Here is a 22661-nt window from a genome sequence, read left to right as displayed (position 1 = left end):
CTTCTCGAAGCCTTCCCGGACGCACGGCGCGGGCAATCGCCGCAAAGCTCGGGCTCACCGTTCGTCGGGCACCGGAGGATCCCGAAAAAGCGGATCGTGCCGCCCACGCATGAAGGCAAAGCGCGTGCCGGGCGTACTGCAGGCACGAAACCGGTTTGGCGAAACGGCCGTTTTCCACTACTGTTGGGCACGCAATTTCGGGGCATGAACGCAGCTCAAACCAGCTTGGGGAACCGCCCGTCGGTTGCCGTCGTGGGTGCGGGGATTACGGGTTTGACCGCGGCTTTCGAGCTGCAACGGCACGGCGTGCCCGTGACGGTGTACGAGGCGACGGACCGCGTCGGAGGCGCCATTCGCTCCGTGCGTGTCAATGGATTCCTGGCGGAGTTCGGTCCGAACACGATTTTGGAAACCTCGCCCCGGATCACCCAATTGGTGCGGGATGCCGGCCTGGCGGCGCGGCGGCTGGATCCGGATCGGCGGGCGAAGGCCCGCTACATCGTGCGGGACCGGAGGCCCGTGGCACTCCCGAGCTCGCCGCTGGGGTTTTTCACCACGCGGCTTTTCAGCTGGCGGGCCAAGTGGGCCGTGTTGCGCGAGCCGTTCGTACCCGCGCGCCGCGACGATCAAGAGGAGAGCATCGCCGATTTCGTGCGCCGGCGGCTGAACCAGGAGTTCCTCGATCACGCCATTGACGCACTGGTGGCCGGCATTTACGCGGGCGATCCGGAGCGATTGTCCGTGCAACAGGCCTTTCCGAAACTGGCAGCCCTGGAACGCGAATATGGATCCCTCATTCGGGGCCAGATCCTGGGAGCACGGGCCCGCAAACGCAGAGGCGAAGTCGCCAAGGACCGCGCCCCCAAGTTTTCCTTCGACGAGGGCCTGCAGGTTCTGCCGGACACATTGCGCGAACGCCTGGGGCCCGCGGTGCGTTTGCAATGCACGGTGACGCGGCTCCGGCGCGCGGGACACCGCTGGCAGGTCACGGTGCGGACCGCCGAAGGCGAAAGGGTCGAAGAACACGACGCGGTGCTGCTGGCCGCGCCGGCATTCAAACTGGCGGAAATCCAGTTGGACACCGAGCGGGCAGACCGTCTGACGTTCCTCGGGGAGATTCGGTATCCGCCGGTGGCCAGCGTGGTGCTGGGGTTCCGACGGGAGGACGTGGCCCATCCCTGCGAGGGATTCGGCATGTTGATCCCGCGGGTGGAGGGGTTCCGCATTCTCGGCACGATCTTTTCGTCGTCCCTGTTTCCGAATCGGGCCCCGGCCGGACATGTCACGCTGACCAGTTATGTGGGCGGGGAACGGCAGCCGGAGCTGGCGGGTCGGCCCGCCGAGGAGTTGTACGAAATGACCTGTCAGGATCTGGCGGTGTTGCTGGGTGTGCGCGGTCGGCCCGTGTTTTGTCACCATTACTACTGGCCCCGGGCCATCCCGCAGTACAACCTCGGTTATGGTCGCTATCGGGCGGAAATGACGCGCCTGGAGCTGGAACACCCGGGTCTGTTCTTCGCGGGTCACTATCGCGACGGCATCTCGCTGGGCGACTCGATCCTTTCCGGTCTCAACGCGGCCGAACGGATCCGCCAGTTTTGCCGGAACCTTGTCCCCGTTGTCGCATGAAACGAGCCGTACTGCTGATGAATTTGGGGTCCCCGGACTCTCCTTCGGTGCCGGATGTGCGTCGGTATCTGGACGAGTTTCTCATGGATCCCCGGGTGATGGATGTGCCGTGGCTGCTGCGCCGGTGGATCGTGGGAATGATTCTGATCCGGCGGCCGAAACAGTCGGCCCATGCGTACCAGACCATCTGGACCCCGGAAGGATCGCCCTTGATCGTGATCAGCCGGAATGTGCAGCGGAAGTTGCAGGAACGGCTGGGTTTGCCCGTGGAGCTGGCGATGCGCTATCAGAACCCCTCCGTGGAAAGCGCCGTGGACCGGCTGTTGGCCCGGGGCATCGAGTGGGTCCATCTCATCCCGCTGTTCCCGCACTATGCCATGTCCAGCTACGAAACCGCGGTGGTGAAGGTGCAGGAGGTGATGCGCCGGCGGGCACCCCGCATGCGGTTGACGGTGGAGCCGCCGTATCCGGATGCGCCGGATTACATTGCCGCGCTGGTGGAAAGTGCGCGCCCGTACCTGGATCAGGGGTACGATCATCTGCTGTTCAGTTTCCATGGCGTGCCGGAACGCCAGATCCGCAAGAGCGATCCGACCGGTCGTCACTGTTTGCAGGTTCCGGACTGTTGCAACGTCCCCAGCCCGGCCCATGCAACCTGCTACCGGCACCAATGTTTCCGGACGGTGAAAGCCTTTGTGCAAGCGGCCGGCGTGCCGGAGGGACACTGGTCGGTGGCTTTCCAGTCTCGTCTGGGGCGCGATCCCTGGCTGCGTCCTTACACGGACGAAGAGATGACCCGCCTGGGACGGGCCGGCGTGGGGAAACTCGTGGTCATTTGTCCGGCATTCGTGTCGGATTGTCTGGAAACGCTGGAGGAGATCGGCATGCGCGGGCGAGAGACGTTTTTGCAGTCAGGGGGCCGGGAGTTTGTTCAGATTCCGTGCCTGAACGAGCATCCACGCTGGATCGAGACCCTGGAGAACATGGCGCGGCGCGCGTTTGCCGGATCGGAAGCAGAGGCGCGGGCCGGAGCGGCCGCGGGCCCCGGGGTCAACAGGGCTTGATCGCCCGGTGCAGGCTCATGGCGCCGCCCAGGAGGTTGCGCATTTCCAGCGGCTGACAACCCAGCTCCTGGAGGGCCTGCAAGACGCCAAGCTGGGCCGGATACGACTCCAGCGATTCCAAAATGTAGGCGTAAGCGGCGCGGTCCCCGGCCAGCCACTGTCCCCACAGCGGGACCACGAAGCGGAGGTAGCCGAAGTAGATCTTGCGCCACCACGGATGCGCGGGTTTGCCAAAATCCAGGATCACCAGTCGTCCCCCCGGCCGGCAGACGCGCAGCATTTGGCGCAGTCCCTCCTGCCAGTCGGCCAGGTTCCGCAACCCGTAGGCGATGGTTACGGCGTCAAAGCTGTTGTCGGCAAAGGGCAGATTCAATGCATCCCCGTGAACGAATTGGATGCGGGCCGCCCGGGCGCCGCGGCGTGCCGCACGACGACGGGCAATCTCCAGCATCGCCGCACTGAAGTCCAGGGCCACGACTTCGGCTCCGGTGGCGGCCAGTCGCCATGCCACGTCGCCCGTGCCACAACAGACATCGAGGGCCCGCTGTCCGGGGCCCACGGCCGCCCACCGCACCATGGTGCGTTTCCACAGGCGGTGCAGGCCCGCACTTTGCAGGTCGTTGATCAGGTCATAGCGTCGGGCGATCGCATCAAACAGCGCCCGAACGCGCTCGGCACGGGACGGTGGCGGAGCCGGAGCGGACGTGTTCATGAGCTTTTTTCCGGCGCGGGCCGCGGGGGCAGCCCCCTTCGGACATCTGCGACGCTGTGAAAAGTCCGTTGCGGACCCGGCGGCGATGGGGTATAGCACGGGTGGGCGGACGGCGCACGTGGGCTCGCACTATGAAGGGCAAAAAGATTTTGATCCTGGACGACGATCCGGTGGTGGTCAAAGCCCTCGGGATCAAGTTGGAAAAGCAGGGGTACACCGTTCTCAGCGCCACCAATGCCGAATCGGCCCTGCGCAGCGTCCGCACCGAAACGCCGGACCTCTTGATCGTGGACATTCATCTGCCCGGCTCGCCGATCGAGGGACCCGAATGGAGCGGGTTCACCCTGGTGCAGTGGTTGGAGCGACTCTATCAGGACTGGCGCAAGCCCGTGATCATCATCTCCGCCGACGACCCGGCCAGGCACCGCGAAGCCACGCAGCGCGTGGGAGCGGTGGCCTATTTCCAAAAACCGGTGGATCATGATGCATTGCTGGCGGCCGTGGCCTCCGCGTTGAACACCTCGGCTTCTGCACAAAGCTAGGCCCCTTGGAACCCGGCCGGTTCCGCGGAATCCGCCGGCAAATCCCTCGGCTCAGCCCGGCGGCCCGCCAAACGTACGTACTGCCGGTACCCTGCAGCCCGGGCCAGGGCCAGCGCCGCAGACCAGTCGGCGGCCACTTCCTCCGGGGCATGGGCATCCGAGCCGAAGACAATGGGGACGCCCGCGCGACAGGCAGCCCGGAGGATGGGCAGCGAAGGGTACATCTCGCGGCAGGCCTTGCGCAGGCCCGCGGTGTTGATCTCGATGGCGCATCCCGTGCGTCGAGCAGTGGTGAAAAGGGTGTCCCAAAGCGGCGCACACTCCGGGGGCGGTGCATGACCGAACTTCTTGGGCAGGTCCACATGACCGAGTACGTCGAACAGACCGCTGCCGGCGGCGGCAATCAGACGCTCCAGGTAGGCCTGCCACACTTGCACCGGTTCGGCGGTGTTCCAGCGCGCCTGCTGGTGCGGGTTGTCCACTGCCCAGTCGTCGGTGACGTAATGCACCGAGCCGATGAGATAATCCCAAGGATGTCGCCGCATCAGGTCCCGGATCCATTCTTCCATGCCCGGGAGGTAATCGACCTCCAGGCCAATGCGGATGACCACCTCCGGGACGGCTTGTCGGGCGGCCTCGACATCGCGGAGGTACACATCCAAGTCGGCCTGCCGCATGCGCCAGTCATCGAAGTCATCGCGGGGCATGGGGGCATGATCGGCAAAGCCGATCTCCCGCAGCCCTCGTGCCCGGGCCTGCCGGGCATAGGCCACGGGCGTGCCTGTGGCGTGTCGGCACAAGGGCGTGTGCATGTGATAGTCCGGCGGCCAATCCATGAGGCGCAGTGTCAACGTCCGCCCGCCCGGGCGCAAGCACGGGGCGTCGACGAGCTCCTGCGCTTGCGGAACCGTCTTCTGCGAGCCGGGGCCGGTGCGCGGAAGAACAGGGTCCGCCGGTCCTGGCCCGGAGGGCAGCGGCTCCGCCCCGGAGGTCTCGACTTGGAGCCGGCATGGATGGTCAGGCCCGAAGACCGGGGCAACGGGTACAACCTCGGAACCCGGGGGTTCAGGCAGGAGGACTTTGTGCCGTTGCGTAACCGGAGGCTGGTTGTCAGACCCTCCAAATGCCGATAGATTGTCGCGCGGTGCGTGGTAGCCACCGCCCGATACGATGAGTTTTTGGAACATTCTCTATATCGCCGCTGCGGTCGTGGTCCTGTTCGGCGCAGCGGTGTTCGTGCATGAGTTTGGGCACTTCTGGATGGCCCGGCGGCGCGGCTTGAAGGTCGAGGGCTTTTCCATCGGCTTTGGCCCGAAGTTGTTCGGCTGGACCCGGGACGGTGTGGAGTATGCGTGGCGCCTGATCCCGGCCGGGGGCTATGTGAAGCTGCCGCAGATGACTACCGCGGCCTTTTTGGAGGGTCAAACCGAGGACGGGCAACCGCTGCCTCCGGCCTCGCCGGCGTCGAAAATCCTCGTGGCCGCAGCCGGGCCCATGATGAACATCCTGTTCGCCTTTGGGTTGGCCACGGTGATCTGGATCGTGGGCCTGCCGGTCCCGGTGAACCCCCCCATCGTCGGTTACGTGGAGCCGGATTCGGAGGAGGCCCGGCTGGGCATTCAACCGGGAGACCGTGTGGTGTTGGTCAACGGGCAGAAGATCCGCTCCTGGCAGGACATCAATCTGGCGACCGCGCTGGCGCGGACGAACGTGGTTCCGGTGGTCACGGAACGCAACGGCGTCTTTTTCACCAATCACCTCACAGCGGTGGTCAACGAAACGTTCGGACTGAAGCTGCTGCGACTGGAGCCCCGCGATCATCCGGAAGTCATCGAAGTGTTCCCGGACGGCGCCGCCGCCGAGGCGGGCCTGCAGGCCGGGGACCGGATCGTGGCCTTCGCCGGGGTGCCGGTGGTCAGCCGGGAGCAGTTGATCGAATTGATCCGGAAACGCCCGGATCAGCCCAGCGAGATCCGGGTGGAACGTAAGGGCCAAAAACTCACCCTCACGGTCCAACCCCGCAAGGATCCCGTCACCGGCCAGGGCCGCATTGGCGTGAGCATCGGCAGCAGCTCCACCCAGGTGTACGTGGTGCAACGACCCGGACCGACCCCATGGGAGCAGGTGAGCGACGTGGTGGACAAGACCTTCAAGACCCTGGCCGCGCTGATTTACTCGAAACAAACCGGCGTGGGGGCCAAGGACCTCAGCGGCCCGGTGGGGATCCTGGCCATGTTGGCCGGCTGGGTGAACACGGATTACCGGCTGGCCCTCAGCTTCCTGGTGCTGTTGAACGTGAACCTGGCCATTTTGAATCTGCTGCCGATTCCGGTGCTGGACGGCGGCCACATTCTGATGGCCCTGGTGGAAAAGATCCGGCGCCGGCCGCTGAGCGTGCGGGTGGTCGAAACCACCACCACTGCTTTCGCCCTATTGCTGATCTCTTTCATGCTCTACGTCACCTTCTTCGATCTGAAGCGAATCCCGTTGTTCAGTGCCTGGTTCAAGGCACGGCATCAAATCGAACAGACGACGCCGGAACCCCCGGCTTCGGAATCGATCGCGCCATGAGCTACTGTCCCTCCCCCTACCGGTATCAGCGGCGGCGCAGCCGCGAGATCTTTCTCGGCGACCCGCGGGACGGTGGCGTGGTCCTGGGCGGGGACCACCCCGTGGTGGTGCAGTCCATGATCACGGCGGACACCATGGACACCGAGGCGTGTGTGCGCGAAACGCTGGCCTTGGTGGAGGCAGGCTGCCAGGTGGTGCGGATCACGGCGCCCACGGTGCGAGACGCGGCCAACCTGCGCAACATCGTGGCCGAGCTGCGCGCGCGCGGCTGCAAGGTCCCCATCGTCGCCGACATCCACTTCAAACCCGAAGCCGCGATGGAGGCGGTCAAATGGGTCGAGGTCGTCCGCGTCAACCCCGGCAACTACGCCGATTCCAAGAAGTTCGTGGTCAAGGAGTACACCGACGCGCAATACGCCGCCGAACTGGCCCGGGTCGAGGAGAAATTCACGCCCCTCGTTTTGGAATGCAAACGGCTCGGCCGCGCCCTGCGCATCGGCACCAACCACGGATCGTTGTCCGATCGCATCCTCAACCGTTACGGAGACACGCCGCTGGGCATGGTGGAGAGCGCCCTGGAGTTCGCCCGCATCTGCCGCAAGCATGATTTCCACAATTTCAAGTTCTCCATGAAGGCCTCCAACCCCAAGGTGGCCATCCAGTGCTATCGATTGCTGGTCGCGCGGCTGGCCGCCGAGGGCGACGACTGGAATTACCCGCTCCACCTGGGGGTCACCGAGGCGGGCGAAGGCGAGGACGGGCGCATCAAGAGCGCCATCGGAATCGGCGCGCTGCTCTGCGATGGTCTGGGCGACACCATCCGGGTCTCGTTGACCGAGGACTCCGTGCATGAAATCCCCGTATGCCGTGCCCTCCTGGAGTGCGTGCCGGCATTGACGCGTCCGGACCTGCAGGTGCCCACGGACGAGTTTCCGTTCGATCCCTACCAGTACCAGCGGCGGCCCACGGTCGAGGTCGAACTGGCCCCCGGGATCCGGTGCGGCGGCGACCAAACCATTCGCGTGGTGGTGCCGCGCGCAGCCTGGATGACCTTGCAATCTCGCATCTCCCCGCGGGCCGACGTGCGACCCGAAGCCGTGTACGAGGACCTCCGAATCCTCGAAGTGGACCCGCGGGAGCCGTTCGAGGTGCCGACCGATGCCCTCCTGGTCACGGTCAAAGATTTGCCGGAACTGCCGGCGCTGGCGGCCTTCCGCCTGTTGGCGTGGCGATTGAACCGCATGGGGCGGCGCAACCCCATCCTCCTCAAGGACACACTGCAGGTGCCGCAGCCGCCGTTGGACGCCCAAACCGCCCTGCTGCGCAGCTCCATTGTGTTGGGTGGGCTGCTGGCCGACGGGATCGGCGACGCCATCCTCGTGCGCAACGAAGCCCATCCCGAGGCCGCCCTGCGCCTCGGTTACAACATCCTGCAGGCCGCGGGCTGTCGCACCTTCAAAACCGAGTACGTGGCGTGTCCGTCCTGTGGGCGCACGTTGTTCAATCTCCAGACCGTCACCGCGCGCATCAAGGCGCGCACGTCGCACCTCAAGGGGGTCAGAATCGCCGTGATGGGGTGCATCGTCAACGGGCCCGGAGAAATGGCCGATGCCGACTTCGGTTATGTGGGCGGCGCGCCCGGCAAGGTCAACCTGTACGTGGGCAAAAAACCCGTCAAATTCAACATTCCGGAGGAAGAAGCCGTGGACCGACTGATCGACCTCATCCGGGAACACGGCAAGTGGGTCGATCCCGAGCCCGCGCAGGGCTCTGCAGGTACCGATTCGCCCTCGGTCACATGTTCCGTTTCCTCTACGGCCTGATTCTGGGTGCGCTGGTCGGGGCCGGGGTGACCTGGTGGTTGCTGGCCCCACCGGAGCCGGCCCGGTGGGAACAGTGGCGCGAAGACCTGGCCGCCACGGGGCTGGGATTGCGCGACGTGGTGCAGGAAAAGCTCCAGCTCCTGCATTTGACGGCGACCAACATTCAGGAGGAACTGGCCCGACGCGGGCAGGTGGTGCGTCGGGCGGCGCGGGACCTGGGCCACCAGGTGGCTGACGCCGCCACGGACGCCCGGATCGTGGCCGCCATCAAGGCCAAGTACGTGGCCGACCCCCGGCTTTCGGCCCTGCGCATCTCCGTCCAGTGCGAGGGCGGCCGCGTGACCCTGTCGGGTACGGTGGATTCTGCGGAAGATATCGGGCGCGCGGTTCTGCTGGCCATGGAGGCCGACGCTCGCGTGCGCGAGGTGGTGTCGCAACTGCAGGTCAGGCAGTAGGTGTCTGTCCTGCGGGAGGGCATGCCGCGGATTGGAGCCCCGGACGGGACCGTCTCGGGGAGGCGTGGCCGGCGACCAGGGCCGGCAAGGAGTGGCATGAGCCAAACGGACAAATCCAGCCCCGTCCGTCCGGTGCCCGGTCCGGGGTCACTGGAGCCGGATACGGACGCACCTGCGCTACTGGAGCGGCTGGTCCAATGGGCGGAACAGTCCGGTGCCAGCGACATCCATTTCCAACCCGCAGAGAACTGCGTCCGGGTCTTTTTCCGCCTGGACGGAGTGTTGACGCCGGTGACGGACCTGCCCGGGGCCCTGGCAGAACGGCTGAGCGGTCGCATCAAATATCTGGCGCGCTTGAAAACGTGGCAGACGGCCCTGCCGCAGGATGGGCGAATCGATCACTCCGAGGTGGGCACGGCGCACGACATTCGTGTCTCCACCTATCCCACCGTTACGGGCGAGCGGATCGTGCTGCGTCTGTTCCGGAAAGCCACCCTGCCTGACCTGCAGGGCCTGGGCTTTCCCGAGGCTGCGCGCAAGGAACTGGAACACTTCCTCCAACGCCCGGCCGGGCTGCTACTGTTGACCGGCCCCGCCGGCAGCGGGAAAACCACGACCATCTACGCCTGTCTGCAGCACCTGGTACGCACGGGCAACCGACACATCATCACCATCGAGGATCCGGTCGAACAGATCCTTCCCGGGGTCACCCAAACGGAGATTCAAGAGGCCCTGGGGCTTGACTTTGCCCGGGCCGCCCGTCACTTGTTGCGGCAGGACCCGGAGGTTTTGGTGGTGGGCGAAATCCGTGACGAGGAAACCGCCCAGATCGTCGTGCGGGCGGCACTGACGGGCCACTTGGTGTTGTCCACTTTGCATGCCGGTTCTTGCCGCGGGGTTCTGGAACGACTCCGGTTGATGTGCCGGGACGCCTACACCGCGGTTTCTGCGGTCGAGCTGATCCTCAACCAACGCCTCGTGCGACGCCTTTGTGGGCAGTGTGACGGACGGGGGTGCGACGCGTGCATGCAAACCGGATATCGCGGTCGAATCCCGGTGGTCGAGTGGTATCGGGTCACGGAATCGGCACGGGCCCGGTTGCGGGAGGGAGACTGGGCCGTGGTGGCGCCGGACCCTTCGCTGGCGGATGCCGCGCGTGGACTGATTGCACGCGGCTGGACCACAACGCAAGAAGTACAACGCGTGGTCGGGCCATGAACCTGGAACAGTTTGCTTTTTTGAACCGGCAGTTGGCCGGTATGCTGCGTGCCGGATTGCCGTTGGAGGCGTCGCTGCGCCAGGTGGCGCGCGACCTGCAAAAGGGCCCCTGGCGCGCGGAATGGGAACGCCTCGAGGCCGATCTGAGCCGCGGCCTGCCGCTGGCCCGGGCCCTGGAGCCCCGCGTGTTTCCGGAGCTCTACAAGCGGCTTCTCGTGGTGGGGGCACAGGCTCGGGACCTGGCGGCTGTGCTGAACCTGTTGGCCGATTATTACCTGGCCCAATACCAACTCTGGCTCCGTTTGAAGGGACTTTTGGTTTATCCCCTGCTGGTGCTGTTTGGGGCCTTCGCGCTTTCGTGTCTCCTACACTTCCATTTCGTGCCACTTTGGCTGGACCTGGCCACGGAGGGGCTCGGGAGTTGGAGGGGCAATGAAGATGCGGCGGGGGAACCATCCCTGCGGTGGATTGTGGTTGGTTCCTGGGGTGCATTTCTCTTGCTGGCGTTGTTGTGTGCCGGTGTGTCTCTCGTGCTCGGGTCGCGCCGGCTGCGTGAACGTCTCGCCTGGCACCTGCCGGCCTTTCGGGAGTCGTGGGTGGCGCAGACGGCCTCCTCGCTGGCCCTCCTGTTGAAGGGAGGCGTTCCCCTGGCGGAGGCACTGCCTTTGGTGGAAGGGCTTTTCACGGATCCGATCGCCCGGGCCGATCTTGCCCGGTGGCGTGAACGGTTGGCCCGGGGCTACGCGCGCTTCGCCCAAGTGGCGGAGGGAAGCCAACGGTTTCCGCCATTGTTCATCTGGATGGTGGCAGGCGCGGGCGAAGACCTCGCGGCCGGGTTCGAGCAAGCGGCAGGCTTTTACGAAGAACGCGCCCGTGCGCGGGCCGAACAGCTCCTCGCGGTGACCCTGCCCGTGCTGGTGATCGTGACGGGCGGCATTGTCCTGCTGCAAGCCAGTGCCCTCCCCATGACCCTGCGGGCGTTGTTCGTGGACGTTCAGGTTGCACCCTGAGGAGCGTGGTTGAGGAAGAGCGGACAGCCGGCAACTCAAGGGCGGTTTGGAATCGGTTTCATGGACGCGTTGTGGGAGGCATGGCAGCAGTGGATGATGGACCTTCGGGTCGGCGGTGCGGCCTCGCTTCTTTTTCGGGCGTTCTTCCCGGCTCTGGTGGTTCTGGGACTGGGCGCGATTCTGGCGATCGTGGTCTGGGTCGTCTCGCGCGGGCCGGCCCGGCGGGCCAGGACGCTGCTTGTGCTCGGGTTGCTCGAGCACCTGGTGCGAGCGGGCCGTCCGATCGAAACCGGGCTGGGAGAGGTCGGGCAAACGGGCGATCGGGGCCTGGGGAGGCAACTGGGTCGTTTGAGCTACTGGCTGCGGTGTGGCGTACCGCTCCAGACCGCACTGGAACGAGAACGCCGTCTGCTCCCGCCCGAGGTGCAGGCGGTCTTGCGCGCCGGATTGCAGTTGGGCGATCTTCCCCGCGTTCTCCCGGTCTGTCGCCAACTGCTGGACCGTCCCCGGTCGCGGCTCCTGGGCTCCATGATGTACGTGGCCTGGGTGGCCTTCGGCCTTGCCCCGCTGGTTTCAGCGTGGATCCTCGTCACGGGCCGCTACATCGTGGATCACTGGAACCAGCTCACGGGGGAGTTTGGAATTGCGCAGCTGGATTACGGTTGGTGGTTGCGGTGGGGATGGCTACTCACTGCGGTTTGGTTCGCGTTGGGAGTGATCATGCTGGGCTTGATCCTGGGGGGTCCGTGGATCCGAGGATGGATGCAGCCCGCCCGATGGCCCTGGTGGGATGCCATTTTATGGCGACTCCCCTGGCACCGAAAACGGGTGCTCCGAACGTTTTCGTTGGTGCTTGGAACATTGCTGGACGCGGGCATGCCGGAAGCACAAGCGGTTCGGACGGCTGCAGAATGTACGGCCGATGGAATGGTCCGGCTTCGCGCCGTTGCGGTGGAGAAGGCCCTGGCTCAGGGGCAGCCCTTGCCGGCGGCGCTGCGCAAGCTGGAGGACCGGGAAGAACTCTGCTGGCGCCTCACCAACGCGGCCCGGACCCGAGAGGGGTTCACCGCGGCGCTGCGCGGCTGGCAAGAAACCCTGGCCGCCCAGGCGGCCGCCCAGGAGCAAGCCGCCGTACAGCTGGCCCTTACCGGCTTGATCCTGGTGAGCGGGGTTTGGGTGGCGGGGAATGCGTGGATGCTGTTTGGCGCCTTGGTGCGCCTCGTGGAGGCAGCGGGATGAAGCCGTGGCAGAGAGGTCGGAGCCGGGCCGGGACCGGCTCGAGGCGACGCTCGCGCGGGAGCGCGTTGATCACCGAGTTGCTCGTGGCGATGGCGCTGGTGACGGGTGCCCTGGTGCCGCTCAGCCTGGTCGTGGTTCGCGACATGCGCGCCCTCCGGGCGGAGTACCATCGGGCTGCCGCCATGGAATTGGTGAGCGGGGAGTTGGAAGTCTTGCGGGCCGGGGCTTGGCGGGCCTGGCCGGAGGGAGTGCACGAATACCCCGTGTCAGGTTGGGCGGTCACCAACCTGGCCGAGGGCCGTTTCACATTGACGCGCGCCGGACGCTTGCTGCGGCTGGAATGGGCGCCGGCGCGGCGGCAGGGTGCGGGCCGCGTTGTTTACGAATGCGAATTGCCATGAATACGCCGGTGTCACCGCCAGCCCCGAACCGGCCGGTGCGAGGCGCCGCTCTCATCGAGCTGGTGGTGTACATCGCAGTCGCTGGCGTGATCCTCGTCGGATCCATGAAGGCTTTTTACGAATGTTTCTCCGCTTCCCATCGACTTCGCGAACAAGCCCAACGGATCTCCCAGGCGTTGCGGGCTGGAGAACGGTGGCGGGCGGACGTGCGCCTGGCCACCGGGCCGCCTCAATTGGAGTCCATGCCCGGCGGCCAGCGGATGACCATTCCGCAGGCAAACGGAAGGGTGCAGTACGAATTCGGTCCCGAAGGCGTGTACCGGGCAGGTCCGGAGCATGCAGGGCCCGTGCTGGTGTTGCGGAACGTGGCGGCCAGTCAGGTGCAATCCGAGCTGCGGCACGGTGTCGCGGTCTGGCGGTGGGACCTGGCGCTGGTGCCCGATCGACGTTCCACGAGGCTCCGGCCGGTGTTCACCTTCCTCGCCGTGCCTCCCCAGACCCCATGAAACCTTTTGCTCCAAGCATGCAGAGCGGAAAAGTCCTCTGGCGGCTTCCGGCGAAGCGAGGGGAACACGGTTTTGTCTGCGTGGCCGTGGTCACGCTGATGTTGATCATGACCACGCTGGTGGTCGGCAACAGTCGCGTGCTGCACCAGTTGCGGAAGGAAATCCGCTGGATCGAACAGCGCCATCGGACCCTTCTGGCGTTTTCACCCACCAATGCACCGGCCGGGACGGTCACCCCGCGGGATTCGGACGCGCCGCCTCGGCAATGAGGGTTCCCCAGCCCTGGGGCGAAGAGTGCCCAAAGACGGGCAAGCTTCGTCGTCCGGGCCGGCACAACCTGGCTGTCGCCGGCGTGGCGATCGAACGCTCATCCGACCGGCAGCCCGGAGGGTCCTCAACCGAGCCCGGAGGAGGGTTGGCAAATGCTATGAAACACCAAGTGTGTTTCCGGGCTCAGAGGGGGCTTTTTCGTTTTTGAGCCGCGGCTTCGACGATGCCGGGTCAATGCCCTTTTCCCTCTATCTTCCCGAGCCGCAAGCACCAGAAACTGCGCCGCGCTTTCCGCGGGGTTCAGAACCGAAAGCGCGTCGGACAGCGGACCCGCGGCGCCAACGGTCCTGTCAGGGCGAACGCTGCGAGCGGCTATCGTCCAACGCAGCCGCCGCAGATTCATTTCCACCCAACCCATCGAGGGTCGGAGAGGTTTCGGGCCTTCGGCGCCCCGTGGCTTCGCCCGCGTGATCCATGAGTTGGGCATCACCATGTTGGCCACGGGGGAGGCGCCGGACGGCGTGGGCCTTGCCTGTCTCAGCGTTCTGAGGGGCAATCCTCGAGTCCAACGCCATCCAAATCGAGTCCAGCTGAAACGCCCCACGACCCGGATATGTTTTGTGCCTTCGGCCCGTGGCGCGTCCGCCCCATCGGGGCGGGCATTCATCAGCCCAAGGTAACCCCTTGGGTGACCGGGTTCCGCAATTCGTTCCGCCCTGAAGGGACCGAATTTGGTGCAGGCACGCCCGGCCCTCGCGATGGGGTCGCGGGTGACGCCCCTTCAGGGCGCACTCGGTTTTGCGGGCCGGTTTGCCGGGGCGTTGCCCCGGGCTATCGAGTTGAATGCGCCTGCAGCACGTGCACTGGCCCGCGCGATCAAGTGGACAATGGAGGGTGGATTTCCGTGTTTGAGCCTTGAATGCAAGAATCCCGGCGGACGCCGTTTTCCCACGGTTTTTCCCACCGATGAGGCCCGACCTTGCGCCGGGCTTTCGGAGGTGCCCAGAAGCTGCAACGCAGGGGCTCGGGTCAAGTTCCGGGCGGCCCTTGCACTGGTTTCCGGCCGGAGTAGGGTGAGTCATGGAAGTCTCTCAGACCATTGTTTGTCCGCACTGCGGCCAAAAGTTCGACCTGGTCATCGACACCAGCGAAGGATTCCAGCGCTTCGACACCGATTGCGAAGTGTGCTGTCGGCCCCTGGAGATCGTGGTGGAATGCGAACCCGGACTGATCATCAGTCTGGACGTCGTCCCCCAATGACGTACAGTCGGCGGGGATGACACCGGACAAAGTGCTTTGGGTTTACATCGTGTTGTTGGTGGTGGGCGGGCTGATTGGCTGGCTCAAGGCAGGCAGCAAGATCTCGCTGGTGGTATCGGTGGTGTTTGCCGCGGCGCTGAGCGCCTGCGCGATGGGCTGGGTGCAGTTGCCGTGGGGGCCGGATCTGTTGCTGGTTTGCCTGCTGCTGCTGTTCGCGTGGCGGCTGCTCAAAAGCAAGCAGTTCATGCCCTCGGGGCTGATGCTGACGCTCACCGTCGTGGCTCTGGCCCTGCGGCACTGGCGTTGGTAGGGCTGCTTCGCTGCAGCGGGGGATCCGTCCGGTTTGGGGGCCGGGGTTCGTGCATGGACCCGAGGCGCTTGGTTGCCCGGGAATCGCCCGCCCGCGCTTTGCACGAGGGCGCCTTGCGGGTACCGAGGAGGCAACTCATGCCGCGGCATGAACCCTTCCCGGGCCGGGCGACCTGATCTTTGTTCGGATCGCCGGGCTCATGGCCCGGATGGATCCGCGGTCGCCAACCGGAGACACCCTCCTTGCGGGTTCAGCGATCTGCCGGATGAGCCGCGGGCGCTCGCGGGGCGTTGCGCCACGTGCTCACGGGCCGTTGGTGCCGCGGGGAAGCCGTCCTGCAAAAAGCGAGTGTGAAAGCTTCCCGATCAGTAACGAGCCCTTTCCCGGGAAAACCGTTCCCTACGGCCCATCGCAGGCCGGCGTGGTTCGCGCAAGGTGCTCGGAGAAGGAACCGACTTATCCGCGCAATTCCTGTTGCAGATGGGGGGTGTAGAGCCGGGGCTCCAGCAGGAACGAGTCGTGCCCCTTCTCCGAGTGCACGGTGATCCAGATGCACGGCACGTGGGCCCGTTTGAGCAGTTGCACCAGCTTTTCCTGCTCGGACCTCGGAAAGGAGAGGTCCGAGTCGATGCTGAAAACCAGGTATTTCTGACTGCGACAGCGCTCGAAGGCGCTGGGCAGGTCGGCTGCGCCGGCCTCGGCCGCCAGATCGAACCATTGCCACGCATCGAGAATGCGCAGATAGGTGTTGGCGTCGAAGCGCTTCACGAACTTGAGCCCCTGATGGAGCATGTACGACTCCACCGGGTGGTTCATTTCGTACCACCCGTGGGGGGGCTTGTGGGGGACGACCTCGCTCCGGGCGCGTTCGCTGAGCATCTCCAGAGAGACGAAGGTCTTGTGGGCGATGCGCCGGGCCAGGGCCAGTCCGGTTTCGGGCGGCGGTCCGTCGTAGTAGTTGCCACCACGAAAGTTCGGGTCGCTCTCGATGGCGGTGATCTGCTCGAAGTTGATGATGCGGTGGTAGATGGTGGTCTCCGGCCCGGTGCCGATGGGCACCACGATGCGGACGCGGTCGGGATAGCGGGTCGCCAGGGTCAGGGCGAGGAATCCGCCGATGGAGGCTCCGATCACAGCGTGCAACTGGCGCACGCCCAGCTCGTCCAGAAGGCGCATCTGCGAGTCCACAATGTCGCACATGCGCAGCACGGGGAAATCGGCGGCCCATCGCCGGCCGGTTTTTGGGTTGATGGACGCCGGGCCGGTGGAACCGTAGCAGCCTCCGAGATAGTTCACGCACAGCACGCAGAACAACCGCGTATCCAGGGCCTTGCCCGGTCCGATGAAGGCGTCCCACCAGCCAATGTGGTTCTCTTCCGTCCACCGCCCGTCCACACCGGGCACCTCCGGATTGTACCCGGCGGCGTGTTGGCTGCCGGTCATGGCGTGAAAGAGGAGGATCACGTTCGACCGGTCGGAGTTCATCTTGCCGTACATCTCGTAGGCAAGGGTGAAATCGTCCAATTCCCCGCCCACGCGCAGTCGCAGCGGATGCTTGCGGTCGCGGAATCGGATGAACCGGGTTTGGACTCTGGGCAGTTTTTGCATGGCCAGGGAACGCCGGCCTCCCGGGGTCCCGAGGCTTCACCCGGCAGACGAGCCGGGGTGGCGTGGGCTCCCCTTGGGAGCGCGGCTCAGGCCGCGGAGCGGGTCAGGGCTTGATCGAGGTCTTCCAGGATATCGTCGATGTGTTCCAGTCCCACACACAGTCGAACCAGATCGGGCGTGATACCGCCGGCCCGTTGTTGTTCCTCGGTCAATTGGGAATGGGTGGTCGTGGCCGGATGAATCGCCAACGACTTGGCGTCTCCCATGTTGGCCAGGTGCGAGAACAACTTCAGGGAATCGATGAATTTCTGGCCGGCCTCGCGGCCACCCTTGATCCCGAAGACGACCACCGCCCCGCCCTTGCCCCGCAGGTACTTCTGGTTTCGCCCGTACTCGGGGTCCTCGGGCAGGCCCGGGTAGCGCACCCAGCTGACACGCGGATGTTCTTTGAGCCACCGAGCCACGGCCAGTGCGTTGGCGCAATGCCGTTCCATGCGCAGGGGCAGCGTCTCGATGCCCTGCAAGAACATCCAACTGTTGTCGGGAGAGATGCAAGCCCCCAGGTTGCGCAGCGGCACGGTGCGCATGCGGAGGATGTAGGCCAGCGGCCGCAGGGGGTCCGGCAGGTCCAGGCCCCAGCGCAAGCCGTGATAACTGGTGTCGGGCGTGGTGTAGAGGGGATGCTTGCCGGCGGCCCAGGGAAAGCGGCCGCCGTCCACCACCACCCCGCCGATTCCCACGCCGTGTCCGCCCAGCCATTTGGTGAGTGAATGGACGACGATGTCCGCGCCGAAATCGAGCGGACGGGTCAGATACGGGGTGCTGGCGGTCGAATCCACGATCAATGGCAGGCCGTGCGCGTGTGCGATCTCGGCCACCGCTTCCAGGTCGGTGACGTCCAGGGCGGGATTCGAGAGGGTCTCGCAGAACAGGGCCCGGGTGCGGGCGTCGATGGCCGCGGCGAAGTTTTCCGGCCGGGTCGAGTCCACGAACTTCACGGTAATGCCCAGGGTGGGGAGGATGTCGTTGAACATTGTGTAGGTGCCGCCGTAGAGGTTGCGGGCCGACACGATGTTGTCGCCTGCCTGGGCCAGGTTGATGATCGAATAGAACACGGCGCTGGTGCCGGAGGCCAGGGCAAGGCCGCCCAACTCGGGGGCTCCCTCCAACAAGGCCATCCGCTTCTCCAACACCTCGGTGGTTGGATTCATGATCCGGGTGTAGATGTTGCCCAGTTCCTTGAGGGCAAACAGGTTGGCCGCGTGTTCGGTGCTCTTGAACACGTACGACGAGGTGCGATGCACCGGGACACCCCGGGCCAGCGTCACCGGATCCGGCTGCGTACCCCCGTGCAGGCAAAGCGTTTCCAGCTTCATAGGGGCCGCAGCTTACTCGAACCCAGGATGGCAGGCAACGTCCCCCGAGCCGGTGCAGTGGGAAGCGCTTTGCAAAGCGCCCGTCAGGCCCCCTCCCGCGGCCCCGTCCAACAGAGAGTGTCGCGGCCGGCTGCCGGCCCGGCCCGGATGGCTCGTGCCGGGCTGCGAGGACCGTGCCAGGTTCGGAGTGGGTTGGGATCGGGGCAGCAGCGGCAACCGACTCCTGCCCGTCCTTGCGCGCCCGCGTTTGCGAATCCCACCCCTTGCCTGGCGAGGGGGCTCAGGGCGGTGTCAGCGCCGGTGAGGCTGGCGCGTTGGTGCCCGTGGCCGCCGGGGCATTCGTGGCAGGCGTCGTGGGTGCGGCTGCCGTTTCGGCGGGCAGGTTCAGCTTCGTACGCAAGACGGCCCGCTCCTCTGCGGAGAAGGGACTTTCCCGGGGGTCCAGCAGGCGGCGAAGGACTTCGCCGGCGATTTCCTCGAAGGGCGGCAACCCGATGCGCGCCTCCGAGCCCTTGATTTTGCTCATGTACGAGTCGTAGACGAGTCGCGCCAGCCGCTGATAGGCGTAGGCCTCGTCGTCCAAATCGAGGATCAATCGGGCATAGGCGTGCGCAAGCATGCCCTCCAAGTGGGCCTTCACCCGGATGCGATCGGTTTCGCCGACGTCCTCGGTGACACGGGCCACGGCGTACTGGTCCAGCGTAACATTGCGCGGGACAGAGTCCGGTTGTCCCTCGAAGAGCGGTTTGTCGGGGTACAGCCGGGCCAGGTATTGGAACCATTGGTTGGCCTCGGTCTGCCGACCGGCCGTGTACAAGAAATACACCGCGTCGCGCAGAAAATTCCGGTGCGCGATCCGGATGTTTTCCCGGTTGGCCGGGTCCTCCTCCATGGCCTTTTCGTACGCGTAATTGACCTTGGGGATGATGTCGAGGTTCGGACCGAATTCGAACCGACGGTTGATGTAGTCCGGGATGAGGCGGCCCCGGTGGAAGCTCATGAGCATGGACTGAAAGATCACCCGGCGCAGACGAATCAGATCGTTGGTGTTGACCCGTCGCAGGTTCTTTTCCGCCACGTCCAGTCCCTTGGCGGCCCAATAGATGGCATGGGCTTCCGGCAGGCGCCATTCCAGCGGACCGAATTCCTCGTCCACGCGTTTGAGGAAGGCGGGATCCATCTTGTACTTCTCGGTCAGCAACCGGACCCGCTCGCGATCCTCCTCGGTTTGGGGATTCAGCAGCGCATCGAAGTTGGGCCGCTCCATGCCGAAGATCTGGCTCATTTCATTGGCCCACTGCTGTTTGTAATACATGTGGGCGTCGTCAAGGATGTGACCCATCTTGTGCTGAAAGATCCAAGCGAGCTCGCGGTAGAGGAGCGGTTCGTAAGGGTTGTATTTGAGGGCCTCGTCCCGGAGCAGTTCGAGCCCCGCCTTGACCCAGCGCCAGCGGTCGGGATACACGCCGAACTCGGTTTCTTTGAACTTCACCGAGATGTTGTAGGCCATGTTCCACGCCTGCACGGCCCAGACCTGGACAAAGTGAGGTTCCAGCTTGGTGATCCAGTCGGCCAGCTGTTTCATTTCAAAAAACTTGTCCTGGTCCTGCAGCTCCATCATCCGGACCCAGAGCAGGTTGGAAATCAGGCCCCGGAAGCCCCCGAGGGCCACGGTGGTGAACGCGAGCAGGGGCGGTGCATTCTGCAGAGGTTCGGTGCGCGTCAGCCCCAGACGGTCGCGGTCCAGGTTCATGGACCGCTCCACCTGGGCCACGCCGGTCCACAGCAGTGCCGCCACCAACAGGAGCGCGACCTTTTTCCAGCGCGAGGGCATGCCGTCGGTTCTCATGGGCACGGACCGAGCATGGTTGAATCCGGGCCGGGCAGGGGCCGACGCCGGCCTGGCAGAGGCGCGCTTGCGCGCCGCGGCAGTGGAGGGAAGGCCGGTCTCATTGCATCGGACTCGCGGTGGCCAGTTCCCTGCGGTGGAAGGCCCAGATGCCGGCGGCCGCCAACAGGCCACTGAGCAGAACCACAATCTGCCCCACCGCCCGGGCCAGCTCGGTCCACGGAACACTCCGGCCGGTGCTCAGGGCGTCGATGGGGGCAAAGCCCTTGGCCAGTTGGATCACCCACCAAAGCCCCTGGAACACCGGCACTCCGATCTTGTCGATCCAGGTCTGCGAGGGGGCCTCGGCCTCGGCGTCCCACCCCAGCAGAGAGCCCTCGGTGATGACCGTGCGAATCGTCCCGCTGCTGAAGACCAGCACGAGCATGGCCAGCGAGGCGAAGGCCGCCACGGGGAAGGAAAGAAAACTGGCCGCACTCAGACCCAGCGTGGCCAGCAGGATCATCCAGCAGAAAATGATCCCCAATCCCCGCAGGTAGTTCAGCAGAAACCCACCCTGCCAATAAAGCACTTCAATGCCGTCCTCCAGCGGAAACAGGAGGGTGACGTTGTTGGGATTGAAAAAGGCGATCGTCAAGACCCCTTTTTCGTCCATGAGATCGGGCGGGATCTCGAATTCGTGGAAGGTGTCGGGAGCCAGGCTCATGGGGTCGCTGCGCCATACCCGCGGTGTTTCCGGAACCCCCACCTGCCAGAGCCCGGTGAAGGTTCCGGTTTCGGAAGCGACGGCTGCGTTGAACTTGATGCGCAGGTGCATCGGCCGCCCCTGCACGAAGAGCCGTTGCAAGCCGAGGTCCACCTGCCAAATCTTGACGTAACCGGGCGGGACGATCTGGTACTCGGCCTTCACCTGTTCCTCGATCTGCCGGCGCACCTCGGCCAGGTCCACTTTCAGGTGGGGTTGCTGTGCCAGCCGATCCCGCAGCCGCCGGTCGGTTTCCGCCGCGATCTCATTGCGGAAGTCAGGTGGGCGCGCCGACCCGCGCGCGACCAGCACCTCCTTGAACAGCACGGCCTGTTGGTCGGCCGGCAACTTGCCCGCACGGTAGAGCAACAGGGCATAGACACAGGCGCCCGCGAGGAGGAGGAGCACGCCGTTGAGCGTCACCAGCCCGAGCCATTTGCCCGTCCAGATCTTCCACCGCGCCACCGGTTTCACCGCCACCAGTTGCATCTGGCACTCCTCAATGTCGCGGGCGAGCGTGCCACAGGCCAGCCACAGCGTGCACAATCCCAACAGCCCCGAGATCGCGCTCAACGTGTAGGTCAGGAGAATTTGCGTAAATCCGCGGGCGGTCCCGTCATCTTTCAGGATCAAGGGCAGCCCCACCACGGAAGCCAGGAGCAACACGGTCACCACCCAGAACAGGCGGAAGCGGAAGGCGGCCTTCCACGTCAGCACGGCGATGGCCCAGATGGGTTTCATGCGACTCTGCGAACGTCAAGGTCCGACCGAGCCCGGCCGTGCGTGATCGGACCGGTTGCCACCGACGGCGCTGCTGCCTCCATGGTCTCCTTGCCACGCATGGCCCCTCCGGCCGGTCTTCATCCCTTCGGTTTACCCAGCAAATTCGCGAGTTTCTCGTCGGCCCTGGCCAACGCCTCTTCTTCTGCGGGCGCGGCCGGCGCTGCGGGCTCTTCCCCCCGGGGTTCGGCCGCGGCCGCGAGTGTCTCGAGCCTCTTTTCGTCCACCGCGGGCTCCACGGGTGCGGCTTCGCCCGCCTGAGTGGGCGCCCGGGTGGGCAGCGTCAGTTTTTCCAACAACCGCTCGCCGGCGGGCGCGGGCTCCGTCTCCCCGCGCAGGTACGGGGCCACCCGGGCCCCGGAAACGGCCCCGCTGGTCTCGGTGGCCGCTTGTCGCGCGCGTTCCACGACCTCCAGGAAGAAGCTCTCCAGGTTTTGCGTGGGATTCTCCACGCGCACCTCGGCCTCGGGGCCCACTTCTTCCCGAATGGTCGCCAGCACGCGTTCCAAGGTGGGGCGCGACAGCACCGGCGTGGTAATGCGCAGCCGGTCGGGCTTGCGGAGCAGTTCCTTCAGCGGGCCGATGGCCTGCACGCGGCCGCCGTAGAGGATCAGGACCCGATCGCAGACATCCTCCACATCGGCCAGCAGGTGGCTGCTCAGGATGACCGTCTTGCCGCGGCGCGCCAGGGTGAGAATCAAATCCTTCATTTCCCGGCAGCCGATCGGGTCCAGGCCGGACGTGGGCTCGTCCAGGATGACGAGCTGCGGATCATTGATGAGAGCTTGTGCCAGGCCGATCCGACGTTGCATGCCCTTGGAGAATTCGCCCACCGGTCGGGACCGCACCTGGCTGAGCCCGACCATTTCCAACAGCTCTTCGGTGCGACGGGCGCGTTCCCGTGCCGGCAGTTCAAACAGCCGCCCGAAGAAATCCAGCGTCTCGCGCGCATCCAGATACCGGTACAAATACGATTCCTCCGGCAGGTAACCGATTTGCTCCTTGGTGGCCACATGGCGCGGAGACCGACCGAGGACCTGGATCTGACCGCGCGTGGGATACAGCAATCCCAACAGCAGCTTCACCGTGGTCGATTTGCCCGACCCGTTGGGCCCCAGCAGGCCGAAGACCTCGCCGCGGTACACATCGAAATCCACGTCGTCCACCGCGCGGGCCTTGGGACGGCCCCAAAAGTCGTAAAAAATCTTGGTCAATCCGCGAACGGACACCACCACCTCCGGCTTTTTGCCGGTGCCGGGGGCGGCTTGGGATTGGTCGATGGTCGCAGTCATC

The 22661-nt window shown here is 65.3% G+C and carries 21 protein-coding genes; 14 read left to right on the top strand and 7 right to left on the bottom strand.

Translation table 11 applies throughout. The annotated features are described in order from the left end of the window. Positions 1-204 precede the first annotated feature (204 nt). Positions 205-1629, top strand: a complete 1425-nt coding sequence (gene hemG, locus ACPDIT_RS03925) for a protoporphyrinogen oxidase (RefSeq protein WP_423441740.1) — start codon at positions 205-207, stop codon at positions 1627-1629. Continuing rightward, positions 1626-2693 carry a ferrochelatase gene (gene hemH / locus ACPDIT_RS03920; RefSeq protein WP_423441738.1) on the top strand — a complete coding sequence of 356 codons (1068 nt, stop codon included), beginning with the start codon at positions 1626-1628 and terminating at the stop codon, positions 2691-2693. The genes hemG and hemH overlap by 4 nt, the downstream gene beginning before the upstream one ends. Here the strand turns inward: hemH and ubiE are convergent. After that, positions 2680-3405, bottom strand: coding sequence for a bifunctional demethylmenaquinone methyltransferase/2-methoxy-6-polyprenyl-1,4-benzoquinol methylase UbiE (gene ubiE / locus ACPDIT_RS03915; RefSeq protein WP_423441736.1), 726 nt, complete (start codon positions 3403-3405; stop codon positions 2680-2682). The genes hemH and ubiE overlap by 14 nt on opposite strands. 131 nt (positions 3406-3536) lie before the next feature. On the opposite strand from ubiE, the gene ACPDIT_RS03910 reads away from it, so the two are divergent. Continuing rightward, positions 3537-3947, top strand: coding sequence for a response regulator (locus ACPDIT_RS03910; RefSeq protein WP_423441734.1), 411 nt, complete (start codon positions 3537-3539; stop codon positions 3945-3947). Here ACPDIT_RS03910 and ACPDIT_RS03905 read toward each other — a convergent pair. Further along, complete coding sequence (locus ACPDIT_RS03905) at positions 3944-4783, bottom strand: histidinol-phosphatase (protein ID WP_423441733.1); 840 nt, start codon at positions 4781-4783, stop codon at positions 3944-3946. The genes ACPDIT_RS03910 and ACPDIT_RS03905 overlap by 4 nt on opposite strands. 334 nt (positions 4784-5117) lie before the next feature. Between ACPDIT_RS03905 and rseP the strand changes: the two genes are divergently transcribed. The 11 genes from rseP (at position 5118) to ACPDIT_RS03850 (ending at position 15010) form a co-directional block, all read left to right on the top strand. Next, entirely contained in the window at positions 5118-6518 is a 1401-nt protein-coding gene (gene rseP / locus ACPDIT_RS03900) for an RIP metalloprotease RseP (protein WP_423441731.1), read from the top strand. Continuing rightward, a complete protein-coding gene (gene ispG, locus ACPDIT_RS03895) occupies positions 6515-8341 on the top strand; it encodes a (E)-4-hydroxy-3-methylbut-2-enyl-diphosphate synthase (protein ID WP_423441729.1) in 1827 nt (608 codons plus the stop codon). Before rseP ends, ispG begins: the two co-directional genes overlap by 4 nt. Next, positions 8317-8796 (top strand): BON domain-containing protein, encoded by a 480-nt coding sequence (locus tag ACPDIT_RS03890; RefSeq protein ID WP_423441728.1) that lies wholly within the window; start codon positions 8317-8319, stop codon positions 8794-8796. The genes ispG and ACPDIT_RS03890 overlap by 25 nt, the downstream gene beginning before the upstream one ends. A 96-nt stretch (positions 8797-8892) precedes the next feature. Continuing rightward, complete coding sequence (locus ACPDIT_RS03885; RefSeq protein WP_423441726.1) at positions 8893-10014, top strand: GspE/PulE family protein; 1122 nt, start codon at positions 8893-8895, stop codon at positions 10012-10014. Further along, positions 10011-11024 carry a type II secretion system F family protein gene (locus tag ACPDIT_RS03880; RefSeq protein WP_423441724.1) on the top strand — a complete coding sequence of 338 codons (1014 nt, stop codon included), beginning with the start codon at positions 10011-10013 and terminating at the stop codon, positions 11022-11024. Before ACPDIT_RS03885 ends, ACPDIT_RS03880 begins: the two co-directional genes overlap by 4 nt. A 60-nt stretch (positions 11025-11084) precedes the next feature. Next, on the top strand, positions 11085-12263 hold the full coding sequence (locus ACPDIT_RS03875) for a type II secretion system F family protein (RefSeq protein WP_423441722.1): 1179 nt from the start codon (positions 11085-11087) through the stop codon (positions 12261-12263). Positions 12264-12352: 89 nt separating this feature from the next. Continuing rightward, positions 12353-12664, top strand: coding sequence for a hypothetical protein (locus ACPDIT_RS03870; RefSeq protein ID WP_423441721.1), 312 nt, complete (start codon positions 12353-12355; stop codon positions 12662-12664). Next, positions 12661-13170 carry a pilus assembly FimT family protein gene (locus ACPDIT_RS03865; RefSeq protein WP_423441719.1) on the top strand — a complete coding sequence of 170 codons (510 nt, stop codon included), beginning with the start codon at positions 12661-12663 and terminating at the stop codon, positions 13168-13170. The genes ACPDIT_RS03870 and ACPDIT_RS03865 overlap by 4 nt, the downstream gene beginning before the upstream one ends. A 17-nt stretch (positions 13171-13187) precedes the next feature. After that, positions 13188-13439, top strand: a complete 252-nt coding sequence (locus ACPDIT_RS03860) for a hypothetical protein (RefSeq protein WP_423441717.1) — start codon at positions 13188-13190, stop codon at positions 13437-13439. A 1081-nt stretch (positions 13440-14520) separates the two neighbouring features. Next, entirely contained in the window at positions 14521-14700 is a 180-nt protein-coding gene (locus ACPDIT_RS03855; protein ID WP_423441716.1) for a CPXCG motif-containing cysteine-rich protein, read from the top strand. A 16-nt stretch (positions 14701-14716) separates the two neighbouring features. Then, positions 14717-15010, top strand: coding sequence for a TMEM14 family protein (locus ACPDIT_RS03850; RefSeq protein WP_423441715.1), 294 nt, complete (start codon positions 14717-14719; stop codon positions 15008-15010). Positions 15011-15466: 456 nt separating this feature from the next. Here the strand turns inward: ACPDIT_RS03850 and metX are convergent, their stop codons facing one another. From metX to ACPDIT_RS03825, 5 genes are all read right to left on the bottom strand, one after another. Continuing rightward, positions 15467-16618 (bottom strand): homoserine O-acetyltransferase MetX, encoded by a 1152-nt coding sequence (gene metX, locus ACPDIT_RS03845; RefSeq protein WP_423441714.1) that lies wholly within the window; start codon positions 16616-16618, stop codon positions 15467-15469. A gap of 86 nt (positions 16619-16704) precedes the next feature. Next, positions 16705-17994, bottom strand: coding sequence for an O-acetylhomoserine aminocarboxypropyltransferase/cysteine synthase family protein (locus ACPDIT_RS03840; protein WP_423441712.1), 1290 nt, complete (start codon positions 17992-17994; stop codon positions 16705-16707). Positions 17995-18274: 280 nt separating this feature from the next. After that, positions 18275-19843 carry a hypothetical protein gene (locus ACPDIT_RS03835; RefSeq protein ID WP_423441708.1) on the bottom strand — a complete coding sequence of 523 codons (1569 nt, stop codon included), beginning with the start codon at positions 19841-19843 and terminating at the stop codon, positions 18275-18277. A 100-nt stretch (positions 19844-19943) separates the two neighbouring features. Then, entirely contained in the window at positions 19944-21329 is a 1386-nt protein-coding gene (locus ACPDIT_RS03830) for an ABC transporter permease (protein WP_423441706.1), read from the bottom strand. Positions 21330-21448: 119 nt separating this feature from the next. Continuing rightward, complete coding sequence (locus ACPDIT_RS03825; protein ID WP_423441704.1) at positions 21449-22660, bottom strand: ABC transporter ATP-binding protein; 1212 nt, start codon at positions 22658-22660, stop codon at positions 21449-21451. Position 22661 lies beyond the last annotated feature (1 nt).

The organism is Limisphaera sp. VF-2, assembly GCF_049537125.1.
GTDB lineage: Bacteria > Verrucomicrobiota > Verrucomicrobiia > Limisphaerales > Limisphaeraceae > Limisphaera.
Note: the sequence above shows the minus strand (reverse complement) of the source record. Positions and strands in the feature narration are given on the sequence as shown.